Source organism: Brachybacterium vulturis, from assembly GCF_002407185.1.
Taxonomy (GTDB): domain Bacteria; phylum Actinomycetota; class Actinomycetes; order Actinomycetales; family Dermabacteraceae; genus Brachybacterium; species Brachybacterium vulturis.
The window spans coordinates 1,235,409-1,258,702 of the sequence record NZ_CP023563.1 but is presented as its reverse complement, the minus strand read 5'-3'; the positions used below and the strand labels follow the sequence as shown (position 1 = coordinate 1,258,702).

At 72.2% G+C, this 23,294-nt stretch carries 20 protein-coding genes and 1 tRNA gene; 10 read left to right on the top strand and 11 right to left on the bottom strand.

The window, feature by feature from the left end; translation table 11 throughout:
- The first annotated feature begins 107 nt into the window (after nt 1–107).
- Genes CFK38_RS05570 through CFK38_RS05560 form a run of 3 tightly spaced genes read left to right on the top strand, consistent with a single transcriptional unit; the run spans nt 108 to nt 3,087 of the window.
- Nucleotides 108–1,181 (top strand): Gfo/Idh/MocA family protein, encoded by a 1,074-nt coding sequence (locus tag CFK38_RS05570; RefSeq protein ID WP_096802196.1) that lies wholly within the window; start codon nt 108–110, stop codon nt 1,179–1,181.
- Nucleotides 1,178–1,909 (top strand): dTMP kinase, encoded by a 732-nt coding sequence (gene tmk / locus CFK38_RS05565; RefSeq protein ID WP_096802195.1) that lies wholly within the window; start codon nt 1,178–1,180, stop codon nt 1,907–1,909. Before CFK38_RS05570 ends, tmk begins: the two co-directional genes overlap by 4 nt.
- Nucleotides 1,910–1,911: 2 nt before the next feature.
- Nucleotides 1,912–3,087, top strand: a complete 1,176-nt coding sequence (locus CFK38_RS05560; RefSeq protein WP_157773369.1) for a DNA polymerase III subunit delta' — start codon at nt 1,912–1,914, stop codon at nt 3,085–3,087.
- 69 nt (nt 3,088–3,156) lie between these two features.
- Here the strand turns inward: CFK38_RS05560 and CFK38_RS05555 are convergent, their stop codons facing one another.
- From CFK38_RS05555 to CFK38_RS05540, 4 genes are all read right to left on the bottom strand, one after another.
- Nucleotides 3,157–4,143 carry a DUF3027 domain-containing protein gene (locus CFK38_RS05555; protein WP_096802193.1) on the bottom strand — a complete coding sequence of 329 codons (987 nt, stop codon included), beginning with the start codon at nt 4,141–4,143 and terminating at the stop codon, nt 3,157–3,159.
- A 4-nt stretch (nt 4,144–4,147) separates the two neighbouring features.
- A complete protein-coding gene (locus CFK38_RS05550) occupies nt 4,148–4,534 on the bottom strand; it encodes a cold-shock protein (protein WP_096802192.1) in 387 nt (128 codons plus the stop codon).
- A 199-nt stretch (nt 4,535–4,733) separates the two neighbouring features.
- Complete coding sequence (locus CFK38_RS05545; RefSeq protein WP_096802191.1) at nt 4,734–5,435, bottom strand: NUDIX hydrolase; 702 nt, start codon at nt 5,433–5,435, stop codon at nt 4,734–4,736.
- On the bottom strand, nt 5,432–6,130 hold the full coding sequence (locus CFK38_RS05540; RefSeq protein WP_338025021.1) for an endonuclease III domain-containing protein: 699 nt from the start codon (nt 6,128–6,130) through the stop codon (nt 5,432–5,434). Before CFK38_RS05540 ends, CFK38_RS05545 begins: the two co-directional genes overlap by 4 nt.
- Before the next feature lie 152 nt (nt 6,131–6,282).
- Between CFK38_RS05540 and CFK38_RS05535 the strand changes: the two genes are divergently transcribed.
- Nucleotides 6,283–6,960: a Crp/Fnr family transcriptional regulator gene (locus CFK38_RS05535; protein WP_096802190.1), complete on the top strand. Its 678-nt coding sequence runs from the start codon at nt 6,283–6,285 to the stop codon at nt 6,958–6,960.
- A 161-nt stretch (nt 6,961–7,121) separates the two neighbouring features.
- Here the strand turns inward: CFK38_RS05535 and CFK38_RS05530 are convergent, their stop codons facing one another.
- The 4 genes from CFK38_RS05530 to CFK38_RS05515 are packed head-to-tail and all read right to left on the bottom strand — an operon-like array spanning nt 7,122 to nt 8,973.
- Entirely contained in the window at nt 7,122–7,943 is an 822-nt protein-coding gene (locus tag CFK38_RS05530) for an MBL fold metallo-hydrolase (protein ID WP_096802189.1), read from the bottom strand.
- 10 nt (nt 7,944–7,953) lie between these two features.
- Nucleotides 7,954–8,454, bottom strand: coding sequence for a RidA family protein (locus CFK38_RS05525; protein ID WP_096802188.1), 501 nt, complete (start codon nt 8,452–8,454; stop codon nt 7,954–7,956).
- Between the two features lie 4 nt (nt 8,455–8,458).
- Nucleotides 8,459–8,629: a Sp36 family protein gene (locus tag CFK38_RS17350; RefSeq protein WP_096798403.1), complete on the bottom strand. Its 171-nt coding sequence runs from the start codon at nt 8,627–8,629 to the stop codon at nt 8,459–8,461.
- Between the two features lie 41 nt (nt 8,630–8,670).
- Nucleotides 8,671–8,973: a WhiB family transcriptional regulator gene (locus tag CFK38_RS05515; RefSeq protein WP_096802187.1), complete on the bottom strand. Its 303-nt coding sequence runs from the start codon at nt 8,971–8,973 to the stop codon at nt 8,671–8,673.
- Between the two features lie 280 nt (nt 8,974–9,253).
- On the opposite strand from CFK38_RS05515, the gene CFK38_RS05510 reads away from it, so the two are divergent.
- The 6 genes from CFK38_RS05510 (at nt 9,254) to CFK38_RS05485 (ending at nt 16,903) form a co-directional block, all read left to right on the top strand.
- On the top strand, nt 9,254–11,653 hold the full coding sequence (locus CFK38_RS05510; protein ID WP_096802186.1) for a transglycosylase domain-containing protein: 2,400 nt from the start codon (nt 9,254–9,256) through the stop codon (nt 11,651–11,653).
- Nucleotide 11,654: 1 nt separating this feature from the next.
- Nucleotides 11,655–12,593, top strand: a complete 939-nt coding sequence (locus tag CFK38_RS05505) for a metallophosphoesterase (RefSeq protein WP_096802185.1) — start codon at nt 11,655–11,657, stop codon at nt 12,591–12,593.
- Nucleotides 12,594–12,650: 57 nt separating this feature from the next.
- Nucleotides 12,651–12,727: transfer RNA gene (locus tag CFK38_RS05500), tRNA-Pro, on the top strand.
- A gap of 586 nt (nt 12,728–13,313) precedes the next feature.
- On the top strand, nt 13,314–14,612 hold the full coding sequence (locus tag CFK38_RS05495) for a C40 family peptidase (protein WP_245851236.1): 1,299 nt from the start codon (nt 13,314–13,316) through the stop codon (nt 14,610–14,612).
- Nucleotides 14,613–14,886: 274 nt separating this feature from the next.
- Nucleotides 14,887–16,296 (top strand): beta-N-acetylhexosaminidase, encoded by a 1,410-nt coding sequence (locus CFK38_RS05490; protein ID WP_096802183.1) that lies wholly within the window; start codon nt 14,887–14,889, stop codon nt 16,294–16,296.
- A gap of 1 nt (nt 16,297) precedes the next feature.
- The gene (locus CFK38_RS05485; protein WP_096802182.1) at nt 16,298–16,903 is read left to right on the top strand and encodes a LytR C-terminal domain-containing protein; all 606 of its coding nucleotides are present in this window, start codon (nt 16,298–16,300) and stop codon (nt 16,901–16,903) included.
- 61 nt (nt 16,904–16,964) lie between these two features.
- On the opposite strand, the gene CFK38_RS05480 is transcribed toward CFK38_RS05485, so the two are convergent.
- From CFK38_RS05480 to CFK38_RS17745, 3 genes are all read right to left on the bottom strand, one after another.
- Nucleotides 16,965–18,929, bottom strand: coding sequence for an Ig-like domain-containing protein (locus CFK38_RS05480; protein ID WP_096802181.1), 1,965 nt, complete (start codon nt 18,927–18,929; stop codon nt 16,965–16,967).
- Between the two features lie 103 nt (nt 18,930–19,032).
- Entirely contained in the window at nt 19,033–19,542 is a 510-nt protein-coding gene (locus tag CFK38_RS05475) for a hypothetical protein (RefSeq protein WP_096802180.1), read from the bottom strand.
- 139 nt (nt 19,543–19,681) lie between these two features.
- Nucleotides 19,682–23,074: an ATP-binding protein gene (locus tag CFK38_RS17745; RefSeq protein ID WP_275542289.1), complete on the bottom strand. Its 3,393-nt coding sequence runs from the start codon at nt 23,072–23,074 to the stop codon at nt 19,682–19,684.
- Nucleotides 23,075–23,294: the final 220 nt, after the last annotated feature.

Genomic DNA, 23,294 nt, shown 5'->3' with positions numbered 1-23,294 from the left:
GGCGGGCGCCGACCGACGGGCCCTCCAGGATTCAGCCGAGGGCTGAGCCTCCTCCACAGCGCCTCCGATACCACCTCGGTGTCGGAGGCGCTGGGTAGATTGGACCCATGAGCGACACCGACGATCCCCGAGGCGGTGCCGAGCCCGCGCTCGCCCTCCCCACCTCCACCGTCCCCGACCCGTCGACCGCCCCCGGGCTGCGCTGGGGGGTGATCTCCCCCGGCCACATCGCTGGCCAGTTCACCGCGACCGCGCACCGGGCGACCGCCTCGCGCATCGTCTCCGTGGTCTCCCGCTCGGCGCGGCGCGCCGAGGAGTTCGCCGCGAGGCACGGCATCGAGCAGGCCGGTGACTCGGTGGAGCAGATGCTGGAGCAGGGCGGCCTCGACGCCGTCTACATCGCCTCCCCGCACGCACAGCACCATGCGCTGGCCCGGCCGGTCCTCGAGGCCGGGATCCCGGTGCTGGTGGAGAAGGCCTTCACGCTGAACTCCGCCCAGGCGCGCGAACTGCTGGAGCTGGCCCACGAGCGCGGCGTGTTCGCGATGGAGGCGATGTGGGCGCGCTTCCTGCCCCAGTACGACGTGCTGCGGCAGCTGCTCGGCGAGGGGATGCTCGGTGAGGTCGTGGAGGTCGCCGCCGATCACGGGCAGTCCTTCCCACCGGATCCGAGCCACCGCATGTTCGCCCCGGAGCTGGGCGGCGGAGCGCTGCTCGACCTCGGGGTCTATCCCGTCTCCTTCGCGCAGATGGTGCTCGGCAGCCTCGGGGAGCTCGCGGTGCGCGGAGACCTCACCGAGACCGGGGTCGACGCCTCGATGGGTCTGCTGGCGCGCGGCGAGCTGGGCGGCCGGGCGCGGCTGTCCACCACCCTGCGCGCCCGCACTCCCACCGAGGCCGTGGTCAGCGGGACCCTCGGCAGCGCCCGGCTGTCCGGGCCCTTCTTCGCCCCGGGCACCCTCACCGTGACGCTGCTGGACGGCCGCTCGGCGACCTTCGAGCACCCCGGTGATCGCGGGGACGGGATGGCCTACGAGATCGCCGAGGCCGCGCGGCGGATCACCGCCGGAGACCTGGAATCCCCCCTGATGAGCTGGAAGGACACCCTCGACGTGATGGGCACCATGGACGCGATGCGGGCCGAGCTCGGTGTGGTCTACCCCGGGGAGGAGTTCGCATGAGCATCCTGGACCCCGTGCGCGGACTGCGCATCCCTTCCCCGCATCCGCCCGCGCGCGGCGTGTTCATCTCCTTCGAGGGCGGCGACGGGGCCGGGAAGTCCACCCAGATGCAGCTGCTGCGGGACCACCTGGTCACCGACCGCTCGGTCGCCGAGGATCTCATCCTCACCACCCGCGAGCCCGGCGGGACCCCGCTGGGCCGGAGCATCCGCGGCCTGCTGCTGCACGGCGAGGACGTGGACCCGCGGGCGGAAGCGCTGCTCTACGCGGCGGACCGTGCCCACCACGTCGCCTCGGTGGTGCGTCCGCACCTCGCCCGCGGCGGCCTGGTGCTCGGCGACCGGTACCTCGACTCCTCGGTCGCCTACCAGGGGGCGGGGCGGGAGCTGGACGGCGAGGAGATCGCCTCCCTCTCGCTGTGGGCGGTGGACGGACTGCTCCCCCACCGCACGATCCTGCTGGACGTGCCGCCGCAGACGCTGGGCGAGCGCCGCGACTCCTCCGCCCGGGACCGTCTGGAGTCCGCAGGGCTCGGCTTCCATGAGGCGGTGCGCCAGGAGTTCCTCGACCTCGCCGCCGCCGAGCCGGAGCGCTACGCGGTGATCGACGGGACGCTCCTGCGCGAGGAGGTCCACGCGCAGGTGCTCGACGCCGTCGCCGAGGTCCTGAGCCTGTTCGACCCCACCTTCGAACCGGCACCGGCCACCCGGCACCGGGACGAGCAGTGACGGTGACCGAGGCCCGGAGCGGCAGCGGGGCGCCGGCCGGCGGTGTGTGGGCGGACGTGGTGGGCCAGGACGCAGCCGTCGCCCAGTTCCGCCGCGCCGCCTCCCCGGAGGGCTCGCTCGCCCAGGCCTGGCTGGTCACCGGCCCGCCCGGGTCCGGGCGCTCCACCGCCGCCCGGGCCTTCGCCGCCACCCTGCAGTGCGAGCAGGGGCTCGGATGCGGGCAGTGCCGGGCGTGCCGGACCACTCTCGCAGGCACCCACCCCGATGTCACCGTGGTCGCGACCGACAAGCTCTCGATCGCGAAGGAGGAGGTGCGCGCGCTGGTGATGACCGCGCAGCGCGCCCCGGCCACCGGCCACCGGCGGGTGCTGATCGTGGAGGATGCGGACCGCATGAGCGCCGGCACCTTCAACGTGCTGCTGAAGTCGATCGAGGAGCCCCCGCCGTCGACGGTGTGGATGCTGTGCGCGCCCTCCGCGGAGGATCTGGCGCCCACCATCCGTTCCCGCTGCCGCCTGGTGACGCTGGCGGTGCCCTCCTCCGCAGTGGTCGCCGACCTGCTGTGTCGCCGCGACGGGATCGACGAGCAGCTCGCGGTGCGCGCGGCCCGCGCCGCTCAGGGGCATATCGGCCTGGCGCTGCGCTACGCCACGCAGGACGGCGCGCTGGCGGCCCGCGAGGAGTCGGCCCGCACCCTGCTCTCGCTGCGTGGTGCCGGGGAGGCGGTGCTCGCCGCCCAGGGCCTGGTGGATCGCGCCACCGCCGAGGCGAAGGAGCACGCGGACGTGGTCGCGGCCGAGGAGAAGGAGCGCTTCCTGCGCTCGGCCGGGATCGACGACGGCAAGGTGCCGCCGTCCCTGCGCTCCCAGGTGCGCCAGCTCGAGGAGGATGCGAAGCGCCGCCAGACCCGGCTGGTCCGTGACGTGCTGGATCGGTATCTGCTCGATGCGCACTCCGTGCTCCGCGATGTGCTGAGCCGTCAGCTCGGTACGGAGGCGGAGCTGGTCAACGTCGAGGTGGCCCGCGAGATCGAGCAGACCGCCGGCCGGGGCTCGGGGACCATCACGCTGGGGCTGCTGGAGGCGGTGCAGGAGGCGAGGGACCGCATCAGCGGGAACGTGCCGCCGCTGCTGGCGATCGAGGCCCTGCTGGCCCGCATCGCCGTCTCCCTGCGCTGAGCAGGCGGCGCCGGGGCGCGACCTGTGTCCGTTCAAGGACGCGGGGCGCTCATGACTGCGCAGTCACCGTCAGGCGTCGGCGCCTGGCGCCTCGTCCTGCGGGGAGTCAGCCTCCGGGACCTCCGTGAGCGGAGTCGAGGCGCCCTCGACGGCGACGGCGGAGGTGCTTTCGGCGACGCCGGCGGAGGTGCCCTCGGCGACGTCGGCGGCCGGATCCTGCGGGGCGCGACCGTTCTGCGGCGCGGGAGCGTCGTCGGCAGGGGCCTTCTCGACCTCGACGTCGAGCTCGTCGACGATCACGCCGCTGCTGCGCGGGATCTCAGGATCGTCGCCCTGCTGACCGGTCTCGGAGTGGGCGCCGCAGCCGAAGTTCAGGTGCACCACGCGACCGTCGGCCGGGGACCACTCGTTGGTGCACACCCCGAACTCACGGCGCAGGGACCCGGAGAGCTGGGTGAAGAAGCCGCAGCTGGTGCAGTTCGCCGCGACGGTGCCGCGACGGCCGCGGCCGGAGGTCTGGCGCGGACCGAAATCGCCCTCGAGCCAGCGCTCGGCGGCTTCGCTGCGGCCCTCCGGGGAGAGCACCCGGGGGCGCCCCAGGCCCAGCTCCCACAGCGCGACCCGGTCGGCGTCCTCGTCGCCGGTCGCCTCGTAGCCCTGCTCGAGCCGTTCGTCCTGCTCACGGTAGGGCAGCAGATCGTCGGCGCCGACGTCCGAGGGCTTCAGCCGCTCGGACCAGGGCTCCCACTCGGGGGCGAGGATCGCGTCCTCGCCGGGCAGCAGCGCGGTCTCGGCGACCGTGGCGGCCTTGGCGCGCGAGGCCCGGGTGAGGACGACCACCCAGGACCAGCCGCGGTACCCGGGCATGGTGCAGTCGAAGACGTGGGTGGCCAGCCGCTCTCCGCTCGCTTCGACGCGGAGATGCTCACCGACCTGGCCCGGCTCGGTGACCTCGAGCAGCGCCTCGCGGGCGAGCTCGACGGCCGCGGCCGCGATCGCGTCGAGCTTGGGCCGCGCGGTGCGGGCGCGGCGGGGAGCGGTGGTCGGTGACGTCATGGCTTCAGGCCTCGAAATTGTCGGCGACGGCGCGGAGGACGGTGGCGATCTTCTGCGAGTGGCCGCGGTCGGGGTAGCGCCCCTGACGCAGGCCGTTGGAGGCGTCATCGAGCAGGCGGATCAGATCCTCGACCATCCCCGCCATCTCATCGGGCTTCTGCCGCCGGGCGCGGCTGACCGAGGGAGCGGGCTCCAGCAGCTGCAGCGACAGCACCTGGGGGCCGCGACGACCGTCGACCATGTCGAAGTCCACGCGCGCGCCCGGCCGGAGGGAGTCGACTCCCTCGGGCAGGTTCGAGGCGTGCACGTAGACGCTCTGTCCGTCCTCGTCATCGAGGATGAAGCCGAAGCCCTTCTCGGCGTCGTAGAACTTCACCTTGCCGCGTGGCACCTGGATCCCATTCCTTGTCTGCTGCTCATCGGTCTGCGAGTACTGGTTCCCGGGGCCCGGGCGGAGCGTCCGTGCCGGCCGCTCCGTGTGCGCCCCGAAGGGCTGCCGGAGACCGTCCGGCAACACTCGAGTCTACCGTGCCCGGGCCACCTCGGGCGAGCAGGAACTGCCGAGGTGACCACGGCCACCGCGGAGCGGATCAGCGGCGGCGCTCGGGCGGGATCTCGCGCACCGGTGCGGTGGACGGCACCGGTTCCAGACCCAGGCCGGTGAGCACCTTCTCCAGGATCATCGCGGTGAAGCCCCAGACGAAGGCGTCGCCCGGGAGGTCGAAGGCGGGACCCACGCCGAAGCCGCGGAGCATCCCGCGCTGCTGGTGGGCGGGATCGGTGAGGGAACCGGGCCCCGCCAGCGGCGCCCACACCACGCGCTCCACCTCGAACGGGTCCTGCACGCCCAGCGGCGGCCTCGCCGATGACCAGCTCAGCACCGGCGTCACCGCCTGGGACCGCCAGGGCATCGGGATCGGGGCGAAGGCGCCGAGCACCAGCACCTCGGCGGGATCCAGGCCGGTCTCCTCCGCGGCCTCCCGCAGAGCAGTGTGCACGTCGTCGCGGTCCCCCGGATCGCGGCCGCCGCCGGGGAGGGAGAACTGGCCGGGCTGGGAGCGCATGGAGTGACCGCGCTCCTCGAGCACCAGCTGCGCATCGTGCAGGCCGGTGCCGGCCAGATGGATGAGCACGGCGCTGCGTCGCACCACCCCGCCGCCCCCCTGGCGCGGATCCCGCGGGTCGATGTCGCGGCGCACCAGCACGTCCCCGCGCCGCGCCCGCTCGGCCAAGGGGGCGAGGAAGGCGGCCTCGGCCGGGAGGCCGGGCCCGTGGGCCGTCGCGGCGCTCACGCCACGCCCACCCGCGGGCAGATATCGGCCAGGACGCACTCCTCGCAGCGCGGCGCCCGCGCGGTGCACACCCGCCGTCCGTGGAGGATCAGCCGCAGCCCCAGCACGGTGAGCTCCTCGGCGTCGGCGCCGGTGCCGTCGGCCTCCACATGCGCGACCACGTCCTCCTCGACCGTGCGGGGGTCGGTCCGCGTGGTCCAGCCGAGGCGGCGGGTCACCCGGCCGACGTGCGTGTCCACCGCCAGCAGCGAGTGCCCGAACCAGGCGCCGCGCACCACGTGCGCGGTCTTGCGCCCCACGCCGGGCAGCGCCTCCAGGGCGGCCTGGTCGTCAGGGACCCGTCCGCCGTGGTCGGCGAGCAGCCCGCGGGCCAGCGCGATGATCCGACGCGCCCTGGTCGGCCCCATCCCCAGCGGTCGCACCACCTCGGCGACGTCGGTCTCCTCGGCCCCGGCGAGCGCTGCGGGATCCGGCCAGCGGGAGAACAGTTCGGGGGTGACCTGGTTGACGCGCACATCGGTGGTCTGCGCCGAGAGCACCGTCGCGACCAGGAGTTCGACGGCATCACGATGGTCGAGCTCGGTCCGCGCCCCGGGGTGGAGAGCCGCCAGCCGGGAGGCGACCGCGGCGGCGTCGGCCGGCCGCTGCGCGCGGGGCCCGGCCCCGGCCTCATGGGTCGACCTCGGGATCTGCACTGGTTCTCCTTCGGCGAGTGGCAGGACCGGACGGCGTCGGCACGGTAGTGTTTGACCATCATGTGACGGTGGCCACCGCAGTTCGTGGCCCACGACACATCGAGTCGCACAGCACGGTCCCGACACTCGGGGCCCCACACTCAGGAGGTTCCGTGGACGAGAACATCGTACGGTCATCACCACTGTTCGCTGCGCTCGACGAGGACGGCAAGCAGGCCGTGCTGGCGTCGATGAAGCAGGAGGACTACCACCGCAGCGCCATCATCTTCCGGGAGGGGGACCCGGGCGATCGGCTGTTCATCCTCGGCTCCGGCAAGGTGAAGGTCGGCCACGCCTCGGGCGACGGCCGCGAGAACCTGCTGGCCGTGCTCGGCCCCGGCGAGACCCTCGGTGAGCTGTCCCTGTTCGACCCCGCGCCGCGCAACGCGACCGCCACGGTGGTCGCCGAGTCGACGCTCTACTCGCTGTCCCAGCAGGATCTGTACCGGGTCCTGGCGCAGCGTCCCGAGGTGGGCCGGCACCTGCTCGCCTCGCTCGCCCGCCGTCTGCGCAAGACCAACGAGTCCCTCGCGGACCTGGTCTTCGCCGATGTGCCCGGGCGCGTCGCCAAGAACGTCCTCGACCTCGCGCAGCGCTTCGGCCGCCAGACCGACGACGGCGTGATGGTCGCCCACGGCCTCACCCAGGAGGAGCTCGCCCAGCTGGTCGGCGCCTCCCGCGAGACCGTCAACAAGGCGCTGGCGGACTTCGCCTCGCGCGGCTGGATCCGGCTCGAGGCCCGTGCGGTCCTGATCTCCGACGTCGAGCGGCTGCGCCGCCGCGCTCGCTGACAGCTGCCGGCCGCGGCCTCTGAGCCCCGGCACGCACGCCGGGACCACCGATCTCGCCCGCTGACGGGCGAGTTCGGTGGTCCCGGCGTGCCCGCGTGCTGCGGGTGCCCCCGTCCCGTCGGCGTGTCGCGGCCGGGCAGCGGCCCCCGCGGTCCGCTCCCTCAGCGCTCCTCGGCGAGATGATCGAGCGTGGCCCGGAGGTTCCAGCGTGCCGCGCCCTCCAGCTGCTCGGGAAGATCCGGTCCGTAGACCACTCGCAGCAGCCGGTCCATGGTCAGCACGCCGGCCGTCCGCGCCCGACGCACCTGCTCGATGCGTTCGCGGCGATGCGCGATGGCCTGCTCGATCGCCTCGAGGGCGTCCAGCGGCGTCTCGAGGACGGGACCGTGCCCGGGATGAATCGACCCGATGCGGCCATCCACCGTCATCGCCCGCAGGATCGCCAGCGACTGCAGGTAGTCGGCCAGCGAGCCGCCGTCGTCCGGCACGATCACGGTGGAGGAGCCGCCCAGCAGGGTGTCCCCGCTGAGCAGGCGCCCACCGTCGACCAGCACCGCGATCGAGTCGGAGGTGTGGCCGGGCAGGTGGATGAGGTGGCCGACGTTTCCGTGATCGCCCGCGAGCGTCGCCGGGAGCGGCCGTGAGCCGGGGACCGCGGACTGGTCCGCCGCCCACAGCGGCACCTCGTCCCCGCTGCGGGCGGCGAGCTGCCGCGCCAGGGTGGCGGCCCCGGCGGTGTGGTCGAGGTGCCGGTGGGTGACCAGCACCCCCTGGGGCCGGGACTCCGCCCCGCAGTGCAGCAGCAGCTCGGCGAGGTGCTCCGGGTCGCGGGGACCGGGGTCGACGACCCAGACCTGGTCCCCGTCGCGCAGCACATAGCTGTTGGTGCCGCTCAGCGTCATCGGGCCCGGGTTCTCGGCCCGGACCGCGATCAGCTCGACCGCGGGCCCACCGGGATCTCGCTGCGGGGCGTGCTCGTCCACCTCGCCGTCCTCAGCCGGTCGGGACGGCCGGGCCGTCGAGCTCCACCAGCAGGTCGAGCTCCACCGGGGCGTCCAGCGGGAGCACCGCGACGCCGACCGCGGCCCGGGCGTGCGAGCCGGCGTCGCCGAAGATCTCGCCGAGCAGCTCGCTGGCCCCGTTGATCACGGTGGGCTGCGCGGTGAAGGAGGGATCGGAGGCGACGTACCCGGTGAGCTTGACCACCCGGACGATGCGATCCAGATCCCCCACCAGCGCCTCGATGGCCGCCAGGGCGTTGAGGCAGCAGGCGGCGGCCAGCTCTGCGGCCTGCTCCGGGGTGACCTCCGCGCCGACCTTGCCGGTCAGGGGCAGGGCGCCGTCCACGAAGGGCAGCTGGCCGGAGGTGTGCACGTGGCGTCCGCTCGCGACGGCCGGCACATAGGCGGCCACGGGCGCGGCGACGGCCGGCAGGGCGAGCCCGCGCTCGGCGAGCCGGGCGCGGATGCGGGTGCTGCGCGGGGCGACGTCCACCGGCTCAGCCCTCGCCCAGGGGACGCTTGAGGTAGGCGACCAGGTTCTCCGGATTCGGCCCCGGCACCACCTGGACCAGCTCCCAGCCCTCCTCGCCGTAGTTGTCGAGGATCTGCTTGGTCGCATGGATCAGCAGCGGAACGGTCAGGTACTCCCAGCGGGTCACAGTGCTCATGGCCGGAGCCTACCTGGGATATCGGGGCCGCGCGGGGACCCTCAGCCGCCCATCGCTCCCTTCTCGGCGCGGCGCAGCACGGCCCACCAGTTGCTCACCTCGGGATGGCGGCGCAGCAGCCGCCGACGCTCCCGTTCGGTCATTCCGCCCCACACGCCGAAGTCGACGCGGTTGTCCAGGGCGTCGGCCAGACATTCCGTCTTCACCGGGCACGCCCCGCAGGCGAGCTTCACCGCATGCTGTTCAGCACCCTGCACGAAGAAGCCGTCGGGTTCCATGGTCACGCAGGCGCCTCGCGTCGCCCAGCTCGAGTCGGTGGTCGTGGGAGATTCCCCGATGGTCATTCGCAACCCCTTCCCAGGTGGCGGATCGACATTGATCCGTTCATGGCCCTCACTGTAAGGAGACTCACGCCACATGGCAAAAGATCCGGGTCCCTGCCGGCTGACCTACCGGTCCCTGCCAGCTGACCTGCGGACCGGGAGTGCAGGTGGCCGCCGAGCTCTCCGGTTCCGACGGCCGCCGGGCCGGACCGCCTGCGGAGCACGGCACGAAACAGTGAAGATTCGGCGCGGGTGGCATGCCGCATGGTCCGGAGTCCGCCACTGCCCGTAGTGTGTGACCATGGCCCGCACCACGTCCGCGCCCGCCTCCGGCCGCTCCCTCCCCGTCGCCCTGCTGCAGACCGTCTACCTGCTGCTGGGGATGCTCGCCGTCTCCGCACTCGCCGGTGTGCTGATGGCCGCGTTCTTCCTGCCGATGGTCTCGGCCGGCTCGGCCGTCGCCAAGGACGGCGTCGCGCTGTTCGACTCGTACCCGAGCGAGCTCGAGGTGGAGCCGCTGAACGAGGCGAGCCGGATCGAGGCCGCGGACGGCTCGCTGCTGGCGACCTTCTACTCGGAGAACCGCATCATGGTGCCGCTGGAGGAGATCTCCCCGCACATGCAGCACGCGGTGATCGCGGTCGAGGACCGCCGCTTCTACGAGCACGGCGGCGTGGATCCCAAGGGGATGCTCCGCGCCTTCGCCTCCAACGCCGCCGGCGGCGCCACCCAGGGCGGCTCGACGCTCACCCAGCAGTACGTGAAGAACGCCCTTTTGATGGACGCCGTCCAGCGCGGCGACCAGGAGGACCAGATCGCCGCCACCGCGCAGACCTACAGCCGCAAGCTGCGCGAGGCGAAGCTCGCCCTCTCCCTCGAGAAGAGGTGGACGAAGGACCAGATCCTCAACGCCTATCTGAACGTGGCCCAGTTCGGACCCTCCCAGTACGGCGTGGAGACCGGCTCCCGGCACTACTTCGACAAGAACGCCGCGGACCTGAACCCCGGTGAGGCGGCGCTGCTGGCGGGCATCACCAACGGCCCCAACGCGTACGACCCGGTCTCCCATCCCGAGGCGGGCGAGACGCGCCGCAACGAGGTCCTGCACGACATGCACCACGAGGGATACATCAGCGACGAGGAGTACGAGAAGTACACCTCGATCCCCGTCGAGGACATGCTGGACATCCAGAACGTGCGGGCCGGCTGCGCCTCGGCCGGGACCAGCGGCTTCTTCTGCGACTACGTCACGCGCTCCCTGCTGAACGACCCGGCCTTCGCCCCGACCTACGACGAGCGCCGCGAGCTGCTCTACGGCGGCGGCCTCACCATCCGCACCACCCTGGACCCGGAGACCCAGGCGGCGGCCATGGACATCCTGCAGCGCAAGCTCCCCGGCGACTCCGAGAGCGGCTTCGGCCACTCGATCGTCACCGTCGAGCCCGGCACCGGCAACATCCTCACGATGGCGCAGAACCGCACGTTCAACCCGTACGCGGAGGTCGGTCCGGGCGAGACGGCGATCAACTACAACGTGCCCAAGTCCCTCGGCGGCGGCAACGGCTTCCCCGTCGGCTCGACCTTCAAGCCCTTCGTGCTGCAGGACTGGCTCGAGCACGACCGGACGATCTACGACAAGGTCAGCACCGAGCGGCGCCCGATCTCCCGGTCGCCGGCCAAGTGCCTGCCCCGGGGCGCCTGGCGTTCCGCGACGGCCTGGAACCCGGACAACGCGGTCTCGGTGCGGATCAGCCCGATGGAGACGGTCCTGAACGCCACCAAGTTCTCCATCAACACCGCCTACACGGACATGGCGCGTCAGCTCGACCTCTGCGAGATCGCGAACACCGCGCGCAACATCGGTGTGGTCCCGGCGGGCTACGACCCCTACGACCAGTCCACCTGGGAGATGCCGATCGAGGACATGTACGGCGTCGAGCTGGCCCCGGCCGTCCTGGTGCTCGGCGAGGTGCGCATCTCGGCCCTGACCATGGCGGCCGCCTACGCCACCTGGGCCGCGGGCGGCACCTACTGCTCGCCGCAGGGCATCACCGAGGTGCTCGATCGCCACGGCGAGCCGATGGAGATCTCCGGCGCCGATTGCCACCAGGCCGTGGAGAAGGAGGTCGCCGACGTCATGGCGTGGACCCTCCAGCAGGACCTCGAGGACCCGCGGGCCACCGGCAAGGGCAAGATCATCGAGGGCCACCCCGCGGGCGGCAAGACCGGCACCTCGGGCTCCCAGTACCACACCTGGTACGTCGGCTTCACCCGGCAGATGTCCACCGCGGTGTGGTTCGGCCACCCGAACGCGAACATCCGTCCCGGCGGCTTCTCGGTCGACGGCAAGATGCTCCGCAGCGGGCACGTCTGGGGCAACACCATCTCCCTGCCCACCTGGCAGGAGTACATGATCCGCGCCCACGAGGGGCTGCCGAGCAAGGCGTTCCCGGCGGCGCCGGAGAAGCCCGTCGCACCCTCCTCCGACGTGGCCCGGAAGGGTGTGGTCCCCGACGTCTCGGGGATGGTGCTCAGCCAGGCGACGAGCGCGGTGGAGTCGGCCGGCTACCAGGTCGAGGTGCGCAACGAGTCCAGCAGCTCCGTGGGCAAGTGGTACGCGATCGGCACGAATCCGACCGCCGGCACCCGCCTGCCCGAGGGCGAGACCGTGGTCATCCGCCAGTCCTCCGGAGGGAGCTGAGGTGCGGCCGGCCCTCGCGGCCGCCGGGATCGTGGGCGGCCTCGGGCTGGGCGCCGCCGCCGCGACCCACGTCTGGGCGCGCCACATCGAGATCCACCGCTTCACGCTGCGGGAGGTCGAGCTGCGGATCCTGCCGCCGGGCACGCGCTCGGTCCGCGTGCTGCACCTCAGCGACATCCACCTGATGCCCGACCAGCAGCGCAAGCTCGACTTCCTCGAGCACCTCTCGCTGCTGCGGCCGCATCTCGTGATCGACACCGGCGACAACATCGCCTCCGCCGCCTCGATCCCGGTGCTGGCCGAGGTGCTGGCGCCGCTGCTGCAGCGCCCCGGCGCCTTCGTCCGAGGCTCCAACGACATGTTCGAGCCGATGCCGAAGAACCCCGCGCGCTACCTGCTGCCCGATTCACGGCCCGCCGGGCTGACCGATCCCGGGGAGCCCACGCTGCCGGTCGGCGAGCTCACCGACCGGCTCTCCGAGCACGGCTGGAGGGATCTGACCAACACGAGGTCGAGCATCGAGCTGGGTGGGCTCGAGGTGCGTCTGGTCGGCGTCGATGATCCGCACCTGGAGCTCGACGAGATGCCGGCGCCCCTGCCCCCGTCGACGCCGCTGCCCGCGCACGGGAACGTGCTCCGGCTCGGGGTGGCGCATGCGCCCTACCGTCGGGTGCTGGACTCCTTCGTCGCAGACGGCGCGGACCTCGTGCTGGCCGGACACACCCATGGCGGTCAGCTGCGCGTGCCGGGCGTCGGCGCGCTGGTGACCAACTGCGACATCCCCCGTCGGCAGGCCCGCGGCCTGTCCACCTGGCAGGGAGTGCCCCTGAACGTCAGCGCGGGCATGGGCGCGAGCCCCTACTCGAACTACCGCCTGTTCACGCCTCCGGAGGCGACCTTGCTCACCTTGCGCGCCCCGAAGCCCTCGCCGGTGCGGTGAGCACTCACCGAGCCTGCTAGAGTTTCTCCTCGGTGACCCGCTCCGGCGAGGCATCACCGGGGTGTGGCGCAGCTTGGTAGCGCGTGCCGTTCGGGACGGCAAGGTCGCAGGTTCAAATCCTGTCACCCCGACCATCGAGAAGGGCCGAGGATCGCATGACGATCCCCGGCCCTTCACTCATTCCCGAATGCTCCCGCCGGCGTTCCCCCGGCCCCGGACCCGTTCTCGCGCACCGCGTCCCGCTTACCGCTCCGAGGCATTCCGGAGGGCATTCCGAAATGGACATAATAGACAAATGAGACGGCTCTGACCTGCAGACCTCTTCGGGGATCATGGAGCGCGCCCGCTGTCCGCGCCCGAATGACAATGGTGTAACTACCATAATGCAATTCAATTTCCGAGGAGAACACGGACGAATTCCGCCCTTTTTGGCAAAATCTTCGCAAAGATATGTGGGGCGGAATGCAAACTCCCCTGTGGCCTCCCCGTCACCTGCACATACAGTGTCCAGCGGTGCCGACTCTGCTCAGGCGGCGCTCACCGGGCTGCCGCCTCCCCGTCACCGGCCCGGTTGCTTCCTCCTCTTCCCTGGGTGACGGGCGCTTCTCGCGTGCGCGTCGCCCTCGGCGCCGTGCACCGCGTGCGTGGCGACGGAGAAAGTGATCAACCACGATGTTCCCCACCGCTCCACGAGGCACGCACCGGGCATCCGGCCGTGCCGTGATCGACTATCGAGGGCTCACCGCCCCCGTGGGTCGAGGCGTCGGAGGCGCCGCCATGGTCGGCGCCGTCTCCGCGGCCGCCGTCCTCACCGGCGGCGCAGCAGCCACGGCCCAGGCGCCCGTCGCCTCGTCCGTCGGCACCGTCCGCGGCATCGCTCCGAGCGTCGCCCCGGCCACCCAGTCCCAGTTCACCTCGGTCACGCTCCGGCTGGGGGCACGCGGCGCCGCCGTCTCCCACCTCCAGCAGCAGCTGAACGCGCATGGTGCCTCGCTCACGGTCGACGGCGTCTTCGGCTCCGCGACCCTGCGGGCCGTCCGGAGCCAGCAGTCGGGGGCCGGTATCGGCGTCGACGGCGTGGTGGGCCCCAAGACCTGGGGCTCTCTGACCGGCGCGATCGCCACGAAGCCGGCCGCGAGCAGCTCGCAGCCCACGCTCCGCTTCGGGTCCCGCGGCTCTGCCGTCACCACCCTGCAGAAGCAGCTCAACGCCTCCGGCGCCTCGATCTCCGTCGACGGCGTGTTCGGACGCGGCACCGCGAGCGCCGTGCGCGCCCTGCAGTCCGCGGCCGGGATCGGCGTGGACGCCGTCGTCGGCCCCAAGACGTGGGCGGCGCTGAGCGGCGGCGTGGCCGTCGGCGGCGGGACCTCGGTGCCGTCGGCGCCGTCCGCCTCCGTCACCCAGCCGAAGCTCCGCCACGGCGACCGCGGAGCCGCGGTGACGACGCTGCAGAAGTCGCTCAACGCGAGCGGCGCCTCGATCTCCGTCGACGGCGTGTTCGGACGCGGCACCGCGAGCGCCGTGCGCGCCCTGCAGTCCGCGGCCGGGATCGGCGTGGACGGCATCGTCGGCCCCCGCACCTGGAACGCCCTCGGCAGCGACGTCCGCATCTCCGCGGACGCCGGCGGCCGGGACGAGGACCGGAAGCCGGTCAGCGGCGTCTCCGTGCGCGGGCAGGCGATCATCGACGCGGCCCGCTCGCAGCTCGGTGCCCGCTACCACTGGGGCGGCGAGTCGCCCTCGACCGGCTACGACTGCTCGGGACTGGTGCACTACGCGTACAACCAGGCGGGGGTGAACCTCTCGCGCAAGACGGCCAAGGGCTACGTCTTCGGCGGGCGCATCATCTCCCGGTCCGAGGCGAAGCCCGGCGACCTCGTCGCCTACACCGGCAACGACTACGGCCACATGGGCATCTATGTGGGCAACGGCAGGATCATCGACGCCTCCGGATCGCGCCAGCAGGTCGTCGAGCGCTCCATGTGGAACGCACCGCACGTGTTCGTCACCTACCGCTGAGAATCCCGGCGGTCCGCAGGAGACGGATATAAGGCCACGACGGCCTGCTCGACGCGAGAGCGTCAACGGGAAGGAGCAGGGCGGCGTGAGGGAGCCCGGTCGGCCATGCCGACCGGGCTCCCGTGCATCCGGCCCGCGGGCGCGGCCCCGGCAGTGCCCCGGCGGCGCGGCCGACCAGCTGCGAGCGACGGCAGGCGGCTCCGGGCACGGGGAGCCGCCTCCCCGTGGCAAACTGGAGCTGATCACGGTCGACGTCGTCCTACCAGGAGAAGCAATGCCCGATCCACTCGCCCTCGTCCCGCTGCCCCAGTCCGTCGTGTGGTCGGACGGCACATGGGAGACGAGCGCTCCGTGGGAGGGACTCTCCGTCGGCCTCAACGACGCCCTCCCGGCCACCGAGTACGCCCTGTCGATCTCGCCCACCGGTGCCGCCCTCAGCGCCGGCAGCGAGGCCGCGCTGGCCGACGGCCGCAACACCTTCGCCCAGATCGTCACCGGCACCAACGGCTCGATCCCGTGCGTGACGATCTCGGACCGGCCCAAGCACGCCTGGCGCGGCATGCACCTCGACGTCTCCCGTCACTTCCTCCCCCCGGCGGAGATCGAGACCCTCATCGACGCGATGGCGCTGCACCGGCTGAACGTCCTGCACCTCCACCTCACCGACGATCAGGGCTGGCGGATCGAGATCAAGGGGTACCCGCGGCTGACCGAGGTCGGGGCCTGGCGCGAGCAGTCCCTGGTCGGTCACATGGGCGAGGACGAGGAGTCCTGGACCTTCGACGGCGTCCCGCACGGCGGCTCCTACACCCAGGAGGAGCTGGCAGGGCTGGTCGAGTACGCCCGCCGCCGCGGCATCATGATCGTGCCCGAGGTGGACCTGCCCGGTCACATGCAGGCGGCGATCTCCGCCTACCCCGAGCTGGGGAACTTCCCCGAGCAGCAGCTCGGAGTGCGTGAGGTCTGGGGGATCTCCGACCACGTCCTGGGGGTCTCCGACACGGTCTTCGACTTCCTGCGCGACGTGCTCACCCAGGTCGCGGACCTCTTCCCCGCCCCCTACGTGCACATCGGAGGGGACGAGTGCCCGCGCGCGGAGTGGGAGCGCTCCCCCGCCGCCCGCAGCCGGATGAACGAATGGGGCCTGACCCGGGTCTCCGAGATCCAGGGGCGCTTCACCCAGTTCGCCGCCGACGTCCTCGCCGAGAAGGGCAAGCGGGTCATCGCCTGGGACGAGGTCCTCGAGAGCCACCTGCCCGATGACACCGTGATCATGAACTGGCGCCACGGGAACGGGGTGAAGGACTCGACCTCCCGCGGCTTCCGCACCATCATCGCGAACAACGAGCACACCTACTTCGACCACTATCAGGCGAGCCCGAAGGACGAGCCGCTCGCGATCGGCGGTCTCACCACCGTCAAGGACGTCTACACCGCGAAGTTCTCGCCCCACAAGCTCAGCGAGGACCAGCAGACGCTGATCATGGGCATCCAGGGCCAGCTGTGGACCGAGTACATGCCCACCGCTGAGCAGGTCCAGTACATGGCCTTCCCCCGTATGTGCGCCCTCGCTGAGCGGGCCTGGGGCTCCCCGGAGCAGAGCTGGGAGGAGTTCGAGGAGCGCCTGCGCGCCCACCTGCCGCGATTGGACGCATTCGGCATCCGCTACCGCCCCCTGGACTGAGATGAGCCGCTCCCACCACGACGCGCATCCGTACGGCCGCTCCTCGGACGACGTCCGCCGCCGGGACCAGCGGCTGCGTCGCACCCGGCGCCTCCGGGTCGCGCAGCTGACGATCTTCTCGATCCTCGCCGTCACCCTGATCGCGATCGGCGTCTACGCGGTGGGCGAGCTGCGCGAACCGGTGGCCGATCCCGGGGTGATCGAGCAGAAGTCCTTCGGCGACGAGCCCGTGGAGTTCTCCTGCCCGGGGCCCGAGGCCGTCCCGCTGCCGCCCGGCGAGGTCACGGTGACCGTGCTGAACGGCACCAGCCGCAGCGGCCTGGCCGGTGACGTCTCCGAGCAGCTCGCCGAGCGGGGCTACGGGGTCGAGAGTCCCGGCAACACCCGCGGGGCCACGGGCCCCGCCACCATCGTCCACGGTCCCCAGGGCTACCTGGCGGCGCAGTCCGTGAGGGTGCAGATCCAGGGAGCGCAGCTGAGCCTGGACGAGCAGCAGGAGGGGAACGCGGTGAAGGTGCTGATCGGTGACGGTTTCATCGGGCTCGAGGAGGAGTCGGCGGCCTCCGCCGCGCTCGAGAAGCCGGTGGACGCGCCCGAGGGCTGCTGAGCCTCAGTCCTGCGCCCGACCGACTGAGCTCCTACCGTCTCGTCCCTCGCCAGCACGTCGCTCAGTCCTCCCACGCGCGGCGGTCGGTCTCCATGCGCAGCCCGATCCACAGCGAGACCCCGCCGCCGAAGAGCAGCAGCAGCACCAGGGTGCCGAAGAGGACCGACGTGCCGGGCGTGCCGGGCATCAGCCCCACCAGCAGGCTGTTGATGCCGCTGACCTCGGCCACCGGCTCCTCTGCCGCGCTGAGGCTCGGGTCGACGTCGACCACCAGGGAGGCCCGGACCGGGACGCCCGCACTGTCGCGCACGTGGTAGCTGATCGGTGTGGTGCGGCCGGTGAAGCCCTCGACGGGCTCGAAGGTCACCGTGCCGTTGTCCCCCACCGAGTAGGTCCCCTCCCCCGGGATGAGCAGCCGGGTGCCGCGACCGTTCTCGAGCTCGGACAGGTTGGTCGCCGCGAGGGAGCTGATCCGGAGCGTCTCGGGTTTCAGCGGCTGGTCGCCGCTGCCGGCCGTGTCGTTGCTGAGCACGTCCACGGTGACCGGGTTCTGCGGGGCGGTGCGTCCCTCGTCGTCACGGGGCGTGGCGATGATCGGGGAGACGACCACCCTCACGGTGGCCTGGACGAGATTGTCGGCGTAGACGCCCCGGGCGATGACGCCCACCGGGGTGGAGGTGCCGGTGAACCCGTCCACCGGGGTCATCTCCACCGCGCCGGTCTCGTCGTCGATCCGCCAGGTGCCCTCCCCCGCGACGGTCAGCTCGGAGCCGTCCTCGGCCAGGCTCGCCTTCTCCGGCGCCGCCGCCGGATCGAAGCGCAGCGAGTCCGAGCTGACGTCCTGACTGCCGGTGCTCATGTCGATGCTGATCTCGGTGCCGGGCGCTGCGGCCGCCGTCCGCGACCGCAGGATCGGGTACGCCGTGCTGAGCTGCGCGGTCGAGGCGGTGTGGCCCTCCCCGTCGCCGCCGGTGATGCCCATCGGCGCGGTCTCGTGCACCTCTGCGCTCTCCGGGGAGAAGCGCACGGTGGCCGCCGCGCGGTCCAGCACCCAGGTGCCCTGACCCTCGACCACCACCTCGGTGCCGTCCTCGGAGGCCCGATGGGACTCCGGCGGTCCCAGCGGCTGCAGACGCAGGGTCTCGGGGTCGACGTACTGCTGTCCCTCGCCGACCACGAAGAGGATGTCCTGGCCATAGGGAGCGGACCAGTCCAGGTCCGAGATGATCGGGACCGAGAGCGTGACCCTGCCGGCTTGTGCCGCCGCGCCCTCGTCGTCCTCGATCACGAAGCGGACCGGGTCGAGCTGCCGGCCGAGCCCGGGCCCGACCGGGGTGTGGGTGAGGGAGCCGCCGTCGGCCGTGAGCTGCCAGGTGCCCTGATCGGGGACCGTGACCCGGCTGCCGTCGGTGAGCACCGTGGAACCGGACGGCAGGCCTCCCAGTTCCAGGCGGGTGGAGCCCTCAGCGGGCACGTCGCCGGGGAGTTCGATGCGCTTCGCCTCGCCGGCCGAGCCGCGCGCGGTGATCTCCTCGAGCTCCAGCAGCTCCGGGGTGAGCCGGACCGGCTGCGAGCGACCCTCGTGCAGCCCGCCGATGGTCAGCTCGATCGGTGCGCTCGGCCCCTCCACACCGAACAGCGGCGTGAAGACGAGCTGCTCACCGAGCAGCGTCCAGGTCCCCTCGCCCCGCACCTCGAGGCTGCGGAGATCCTCGTCCAGGCTCATCCGTGCCAGGGTGCTCTCCCCCGCCCCCGCGGGCAGGGCCAGCTGGGCCGACTCCAGATCGACCTCGTCCTCGAGATCGTCCTCGATCAGTGCGACGAGCGGGATGCGGGTGATCGAGCTGGGGACCATGTGCAGGGTCCGGGTCTCCGCCGGGAACTCGAAGGTGCCGTCCTCCCCCAGCGCCGCGGCAGGGAGCGCCGTGGACAGTGCCAGCAGACCAGCCGCACACAGCGCCGCCGCACGCGCGACCAGGCTCCCCGGACGTGCGCGCGAGGGGCGACGCGGCGACGGCTCGAGCATCCGGCCAGGGTAGCAACGCGGGCTATGGAGTCGTGGCACGGAGTCGACGCACGGACGCCGATGCACACGGCCCGGTCGGGGCTGCCGGCGGCGCGGGGGCGGATCAGCGCAGCAGGCGCGGTGGCGGGGTCAGCGGACTGAGTGCCGAGGCCGGGCTGGTGGTGGCCATCGGGGTCAGCGAGCCCGGCAGGAACGGGGCGCTGATCGCGCGCACCGCCACCCGGACGCCGAGGATCATCTCGAGCAGGTCGCCGGACGCATTCGTCCAGCTGGCGGCGATCACCCCCGCCCCGGTCCGCTCCGACCGGCGGTGCAGCCCCCAGGAGGCCGCGGTCTGGTGCACCGTCTCCAGCAGTCGTGCGGCGGCGCTCTCGGAGCTCGTGGGCCGGCCGGTGCTGGCCAGCAGCGCGCTGACGTGGCACAGGGTCTGCAGCCCGTGCCAGGAGTCACCGGAGGAGCGGTCCCGCTGGGGACGGTGATCATGGAAGTCGAGCAGCTCGGGCTGCTCCTCGAGCACCGCGGTGGTGACCGAGGTCAGCAGGTCGTGCATGCGCTGATGGGTCTCGTCCTGACCGGGGATCGCCGCGGGTGCGCCGGAGGGGAGAGCTGACATCGCCGTTCACCTTCCACCCTCGTGCCGCACCCGGGGGCGGCGGCGTCACGCTGCACCGCTCGGCCGACGCGGTGGTCGCCCAGAGTATCGGCTCCGGGGGCCGCTGCCGATGGGGAGAACTCCCCATCGACGCCGCGCCCTACTCCGCGGCAGCGGTCGCCACGAACTCCACCGGCGCGACCGAGGAGTAGCGGTCCTGCCGGATCGACACCACGCCCACGCCGCCGATGAACGGGGCCAGGGCCTGCGGGTTCTTGCCGGGGTTGGCGAGGATCACCTGGAAGCCGAAGTGGCGGAAGGACTCCATGGCGGCGGTGATGAACTTGCCCGCCCCCTTGGAGAACGCCTCGTCGATGATGATCGGCGCGTACCGGGGCACCTCCTGACCGGTGCCCGCCAGCTGGTAGCGCAGGGCCGCGGCGAGGCAGAAGGTGGCGAGCCTCTCGTTCTGGCCGCCGGAGAGCGGGCCGCCGGATTCGTGGGCGTGGACCACGGTCCCCTCGGCGTCGACCTCCTCGGCGTGGAAGTGCACGTGCCGGCGCACGTCCAGGATCACCCGGGAGACCTGGTCGTCGCGGGTGCGGGCCGCGCCGATCATGTCCATCAGGTGCCGCAGCGAGAGGAATCGCTCCTCGGCGAGGTCGCGGTCGCGGGAGATGTCGTTGAGCGCGGTGTCCGCCACCGCCTCCTCGAGCGCACGCTTGAACTCGTCCAGCGCCGCCAGGTGCACCGGGCGCATCGACAGCTGCAGGAACCGGCCGGAGTGGAACTCGACCTGTGCCAGGAGGGTGTTGATCCGCTGCAGGCGCTTGCGGATCTCCGCCGGTTCCCGGGCGATGGCGGTGGCCAGCGCCTGCACGTCACCGAGGGTGTTGCCGGTGAAGAACTCGAAGAAGCGGTCCTCGACCTCGGGCAGCTTCTCCTCCTCGATCCGCAGCAGGATGGCGAGGTAGTCGTCCACCCCCTCGAGCGTCGGCGCGGTGTCCCCCGCCTGGGCGGGCCAGCGCCGGGAGAACTCGCGCATGGCGGTGCGCATGTCCTCCTCGGCGCGGGAGGTGCGGCGGGTCAGGCCCATCAGCTCCGCGTCCAGGGTCGCGGAGGCGTCCTTGGTGACCTGGTCGATGGTGGACAGCACCAGGGCGGGGGCGATCGCGGCGAAGCGTTCGGCCAGCTCCTTCTCGACCTCGGGGTCGAGCGCCGACTCGGCGACGCGCTCACGGGCCTCGGCGAGGCGCTCCTCGGCGCGCTCGGCCTGCTCGGCGAGCTTGCCGGCGCTGCGCACCACCTCCAGCAGCTCCTCGTCGCTGCCGGCGATGGACTGCTCGACATCGTCGATCTGGCGGGCCAGCTCGGCCAGTGCGGCGGAGCCGTCCTCCGCGGCGCGCACCATGTCGCGCAGGTTCGCCACCCGTCGCGCGACCGAGGCGGCGTCGATCTCGTCCCAGGTGACAGCGCTGATCAGCTGCAGCGCATAGAGGCGTTCGCGGCGCCGCTCACGGTCGGTCTCGACGTCCTTGCGCCGGGCCTGGGCCTCGAACAGGGCCTGCTCGGCGCGGGTGCGCTCGGTCTCGAACACGGCACGCTTGGCCCGGTTGTCGAAGCCCAGCACCCACTGGGAGCGGTCGTTGATCTGCCGGTCGGCGTTCTTCTCGTGCCGGGCGGCGGAGTGCTTGATCTGCCCGGAGCGCAGCACGGCCCGGTGCAGCCGGGTGAACTCCTCGAGGCTCTCCGCGCAGGTGTAGTCCATGCGGGAGGCGATCTCGTGGGACAGCCAGACGTGGAACTCGCCGTCCTTGACCTCGAGCTTCGCGGCCAGGGAGCGTGCGTCGATGGTCTTCGCCGGGCGACGCAGATCGGTGTTGACCCGGTTGTAGGAGATCCGGCGGCGCAGCTTGGTGCGGTCGATGACGGCGGCGACCTCGCGGTAGATCCGGTCCGGGACCAGGATCGAGCGGGCCAGTCCCCGCAGCGCCTGCTCGGCGGCGGCGGTCCACTCCTCCTCGCCGGTGCGCACCTGCAGCAGCTCGGCGGCGAAGGGCAGCTCTGTGGGGGCGATGCCCACCTCGGCGGCGATGTGGTCCCGCAGGGCCACGTCCTCGGAGTGGAGGTTCGAGGCGCGGCTGGTGAGGGAGGTGAGCTCCTCCCGGGTGCGGGCGAGGGTCTGGCCCAGCTCCCGGACGGCCGCCTCGGCCTCCCAGCGGGCGGCGTCGGCCCCCTTCTCCTCATCCTCCAGGGACTCCCGCAGCCCCGTCACCTCGCGCTGCAGCGCGAGGAACATGTCCTCCCCCGCCGGGGTGCGCAGCTCGACCGTGGCCAGCTGGGCGGCGAACTCGGTGCCGCGCTCGCGGCGCCGCTCCCGCTCCACCTCGAGACCGGCGATCTGCTGCTTCCAGTCGTCGATCTCCCCGCCGCCGGCGCGCTTGCGCTGCTCCTTGAGCTGGGCGAGGTCGGAACGGGCCTCGGCCACGTCCTGGGTGAGCCGGCGCTGCTGGGCCTCGAGCCGGTCGCGCTCGAGCTGCAGCCGGCCGGTCTCGTCCCCCAGCAGCCGCACCAGGTGCTGGGCGGCGAAGACGTCGATGTCCGCTCGGCGGTCCACCAGCGCGCCGCCGCGCTCGCGCATGGCCGTCCAGTCCTCGTGCGAACCGCGCAGGGAGCGCAGCAGCTCCCGCTGCTCGCGGGCGGTCACCAGCGCCTCGTACACCTCGGAGAGGTTCTGGAAGTTCGCCAGCGCCTGGTCGGCGAGCTCGAAGGTGCGCGGGGCGTCGAGCATATAGTCGCGCAGCAGCGCGTTGACGTCGCCGAGCTCCTTGGCGGACTGGATCTTGTGCAGCAGCCCCAGCGCCTTCTCGTCCGGGATGCCCAGCAGCTGGCTGAACGCGGCGCGGTACTCCCGGAACTGGCGGAAGGTCTGGGTGCCCGGATGTGCGGCCTCGAGCGCCTTGCCCTCGATCTGGGTGGAGACGAACTGGCGCAGGTCCGTGACGTCCAGCGGCGTCCTGGCGATGACGTACAGGCTCTTGACGTCGGAGTCCGCGGAATGGCCGGCGTGCAGCAGCAGCAGCCGGGAGAGCTGGACGGTGCCGCCCCTGCCGTCGCTGTAGCGCAGGGTCAGCACCGACAGGGTGGTCTTCTCCCGCAGCACCTCCTGGCTGAACTCTCCGGTGGCCTGGTCGTAGGCCATCGCCCAGGCGCCGCGCACGTAGCTGGCCACGGTGCGGCGGTACTTCGAACGGTTCGGGCCGGCATCGGAGGCGGCGGCGTTGAACTGCAGGGTGCGCGGCGGGGTCAGCAGTGCGCTGATCGCATCCAACAGGGTGGACTTGCCGGTGCCGGGACCGCCGGTGAGGAAGTACCCCTTGGAGGAGATCGCCAGGTCGTGGGTGCCGTGGAAGGTCCCCCAGTTCGAGACCTGCACGGCAGTCAGTCGCCACTGTCCGGGATGGGGGTGGTCGGGGTCGCGCTCCGCCGGCTGGGCGGGCGCGTCGGTCTCGGCCATGCCGGGGAGGTCGAGGGTGTCGGCTGCGGATTCCACCCCTGCAGAGTACCGGGATCATCCGCCCCGGGCGGGCGCTGCGGCACGGCCACGACCCGATGTCTCGCACGGCCCGACGGCTCCTGGTCGGCATCCTCGCCGTGTTGCCGCCGACGATGCCCCGACGCGCGGCAGGAGGCGCTCGTTCACCTTTCGTCCACCTTGCTATAGTCGCGAGGTCACCGGGGCCACGACCCCGCAGCGGTCGGTCCCCGCTCGA

What these genes read in the sequence shown, in the direction of transcription:
- CFK38_RS05475 (WP_096802180.1), bottom strand. Translation starts at nt 19,542, where the DNA reads ATGTCAGCTCTCCCCTCCGGCGCACCCGCGGCGATCCCCGGTCAGGAC.
- CFK38_RS05555 (WP_096802193.1), bottom strand. Translation starts at nt 4,143, where the DNA reads ATGACGTCACCGACCACCGCTCCCCGCCGCGCCCGCACCGCGCGGCCC.
- tmk (WP_096802195.1), top strand. Translation starts at nt 1,178, where the DNA reads ATGAGCATCCTGGACCCCGTGCGCGGACTGCGCATCCCTTCCCCGCAT.
- CFK38_RS05515 (WP_096802187.1), bottom strand. Translation starts at nt 8,973, where the DNA reads ATGACCATCGGGGAATCTCCCACGACCACCGACTCGAGCTGGGCGACG.
- CFK38_RS05490 (WP_096802183.1), top strand. Translation starts at nt 14,887, where the DNA reads ATGCCCGATCCACTCGCCCTCGTCCCGCTGCCCCAGTCCGTCGTGTGG.
- CFK38_RS05510 (WP_096802186.1), top strand. Translation starts at nt 9,254, where the DNA reads ATGGCCCGCACCACGTCCGCGCCCGCCTCCGGCCGCTCCCTCCCCGTC.
- CFK38_RS17350 (WP_096798403.1), bottom strand. Translation starts at nt 8,629, where the DNA reads ATGAGCACTGTGACCCGCTGGGAGTACCTGACCGTTCCGCTGCTGATC.
- CFK38_RS05570 (WP_096802196.1), top strand. Translation starts at nt 108, where the DNA reads ATGAGCGACACCGACGATCCCCGAGGCGGTGCCGAGCCCGCGCTCGCC.
- CFK38_RS05480 (WP_096802181.1), bottom strand. Translation starts at nt 18,929, where the DNA reads ATGCTCGAGCCGTCGCCGCGTCGCCCCTCGCGCGCACGTCCGGGGAGC.
- CFK38_RS05485 (WP_096802182.1), top strand. Translation starts at nt 16,298, where the DNA reads ATGAGCCGCTCCCACCACGACGCGCATCCGTACGGCCGCTCCTCGGAC.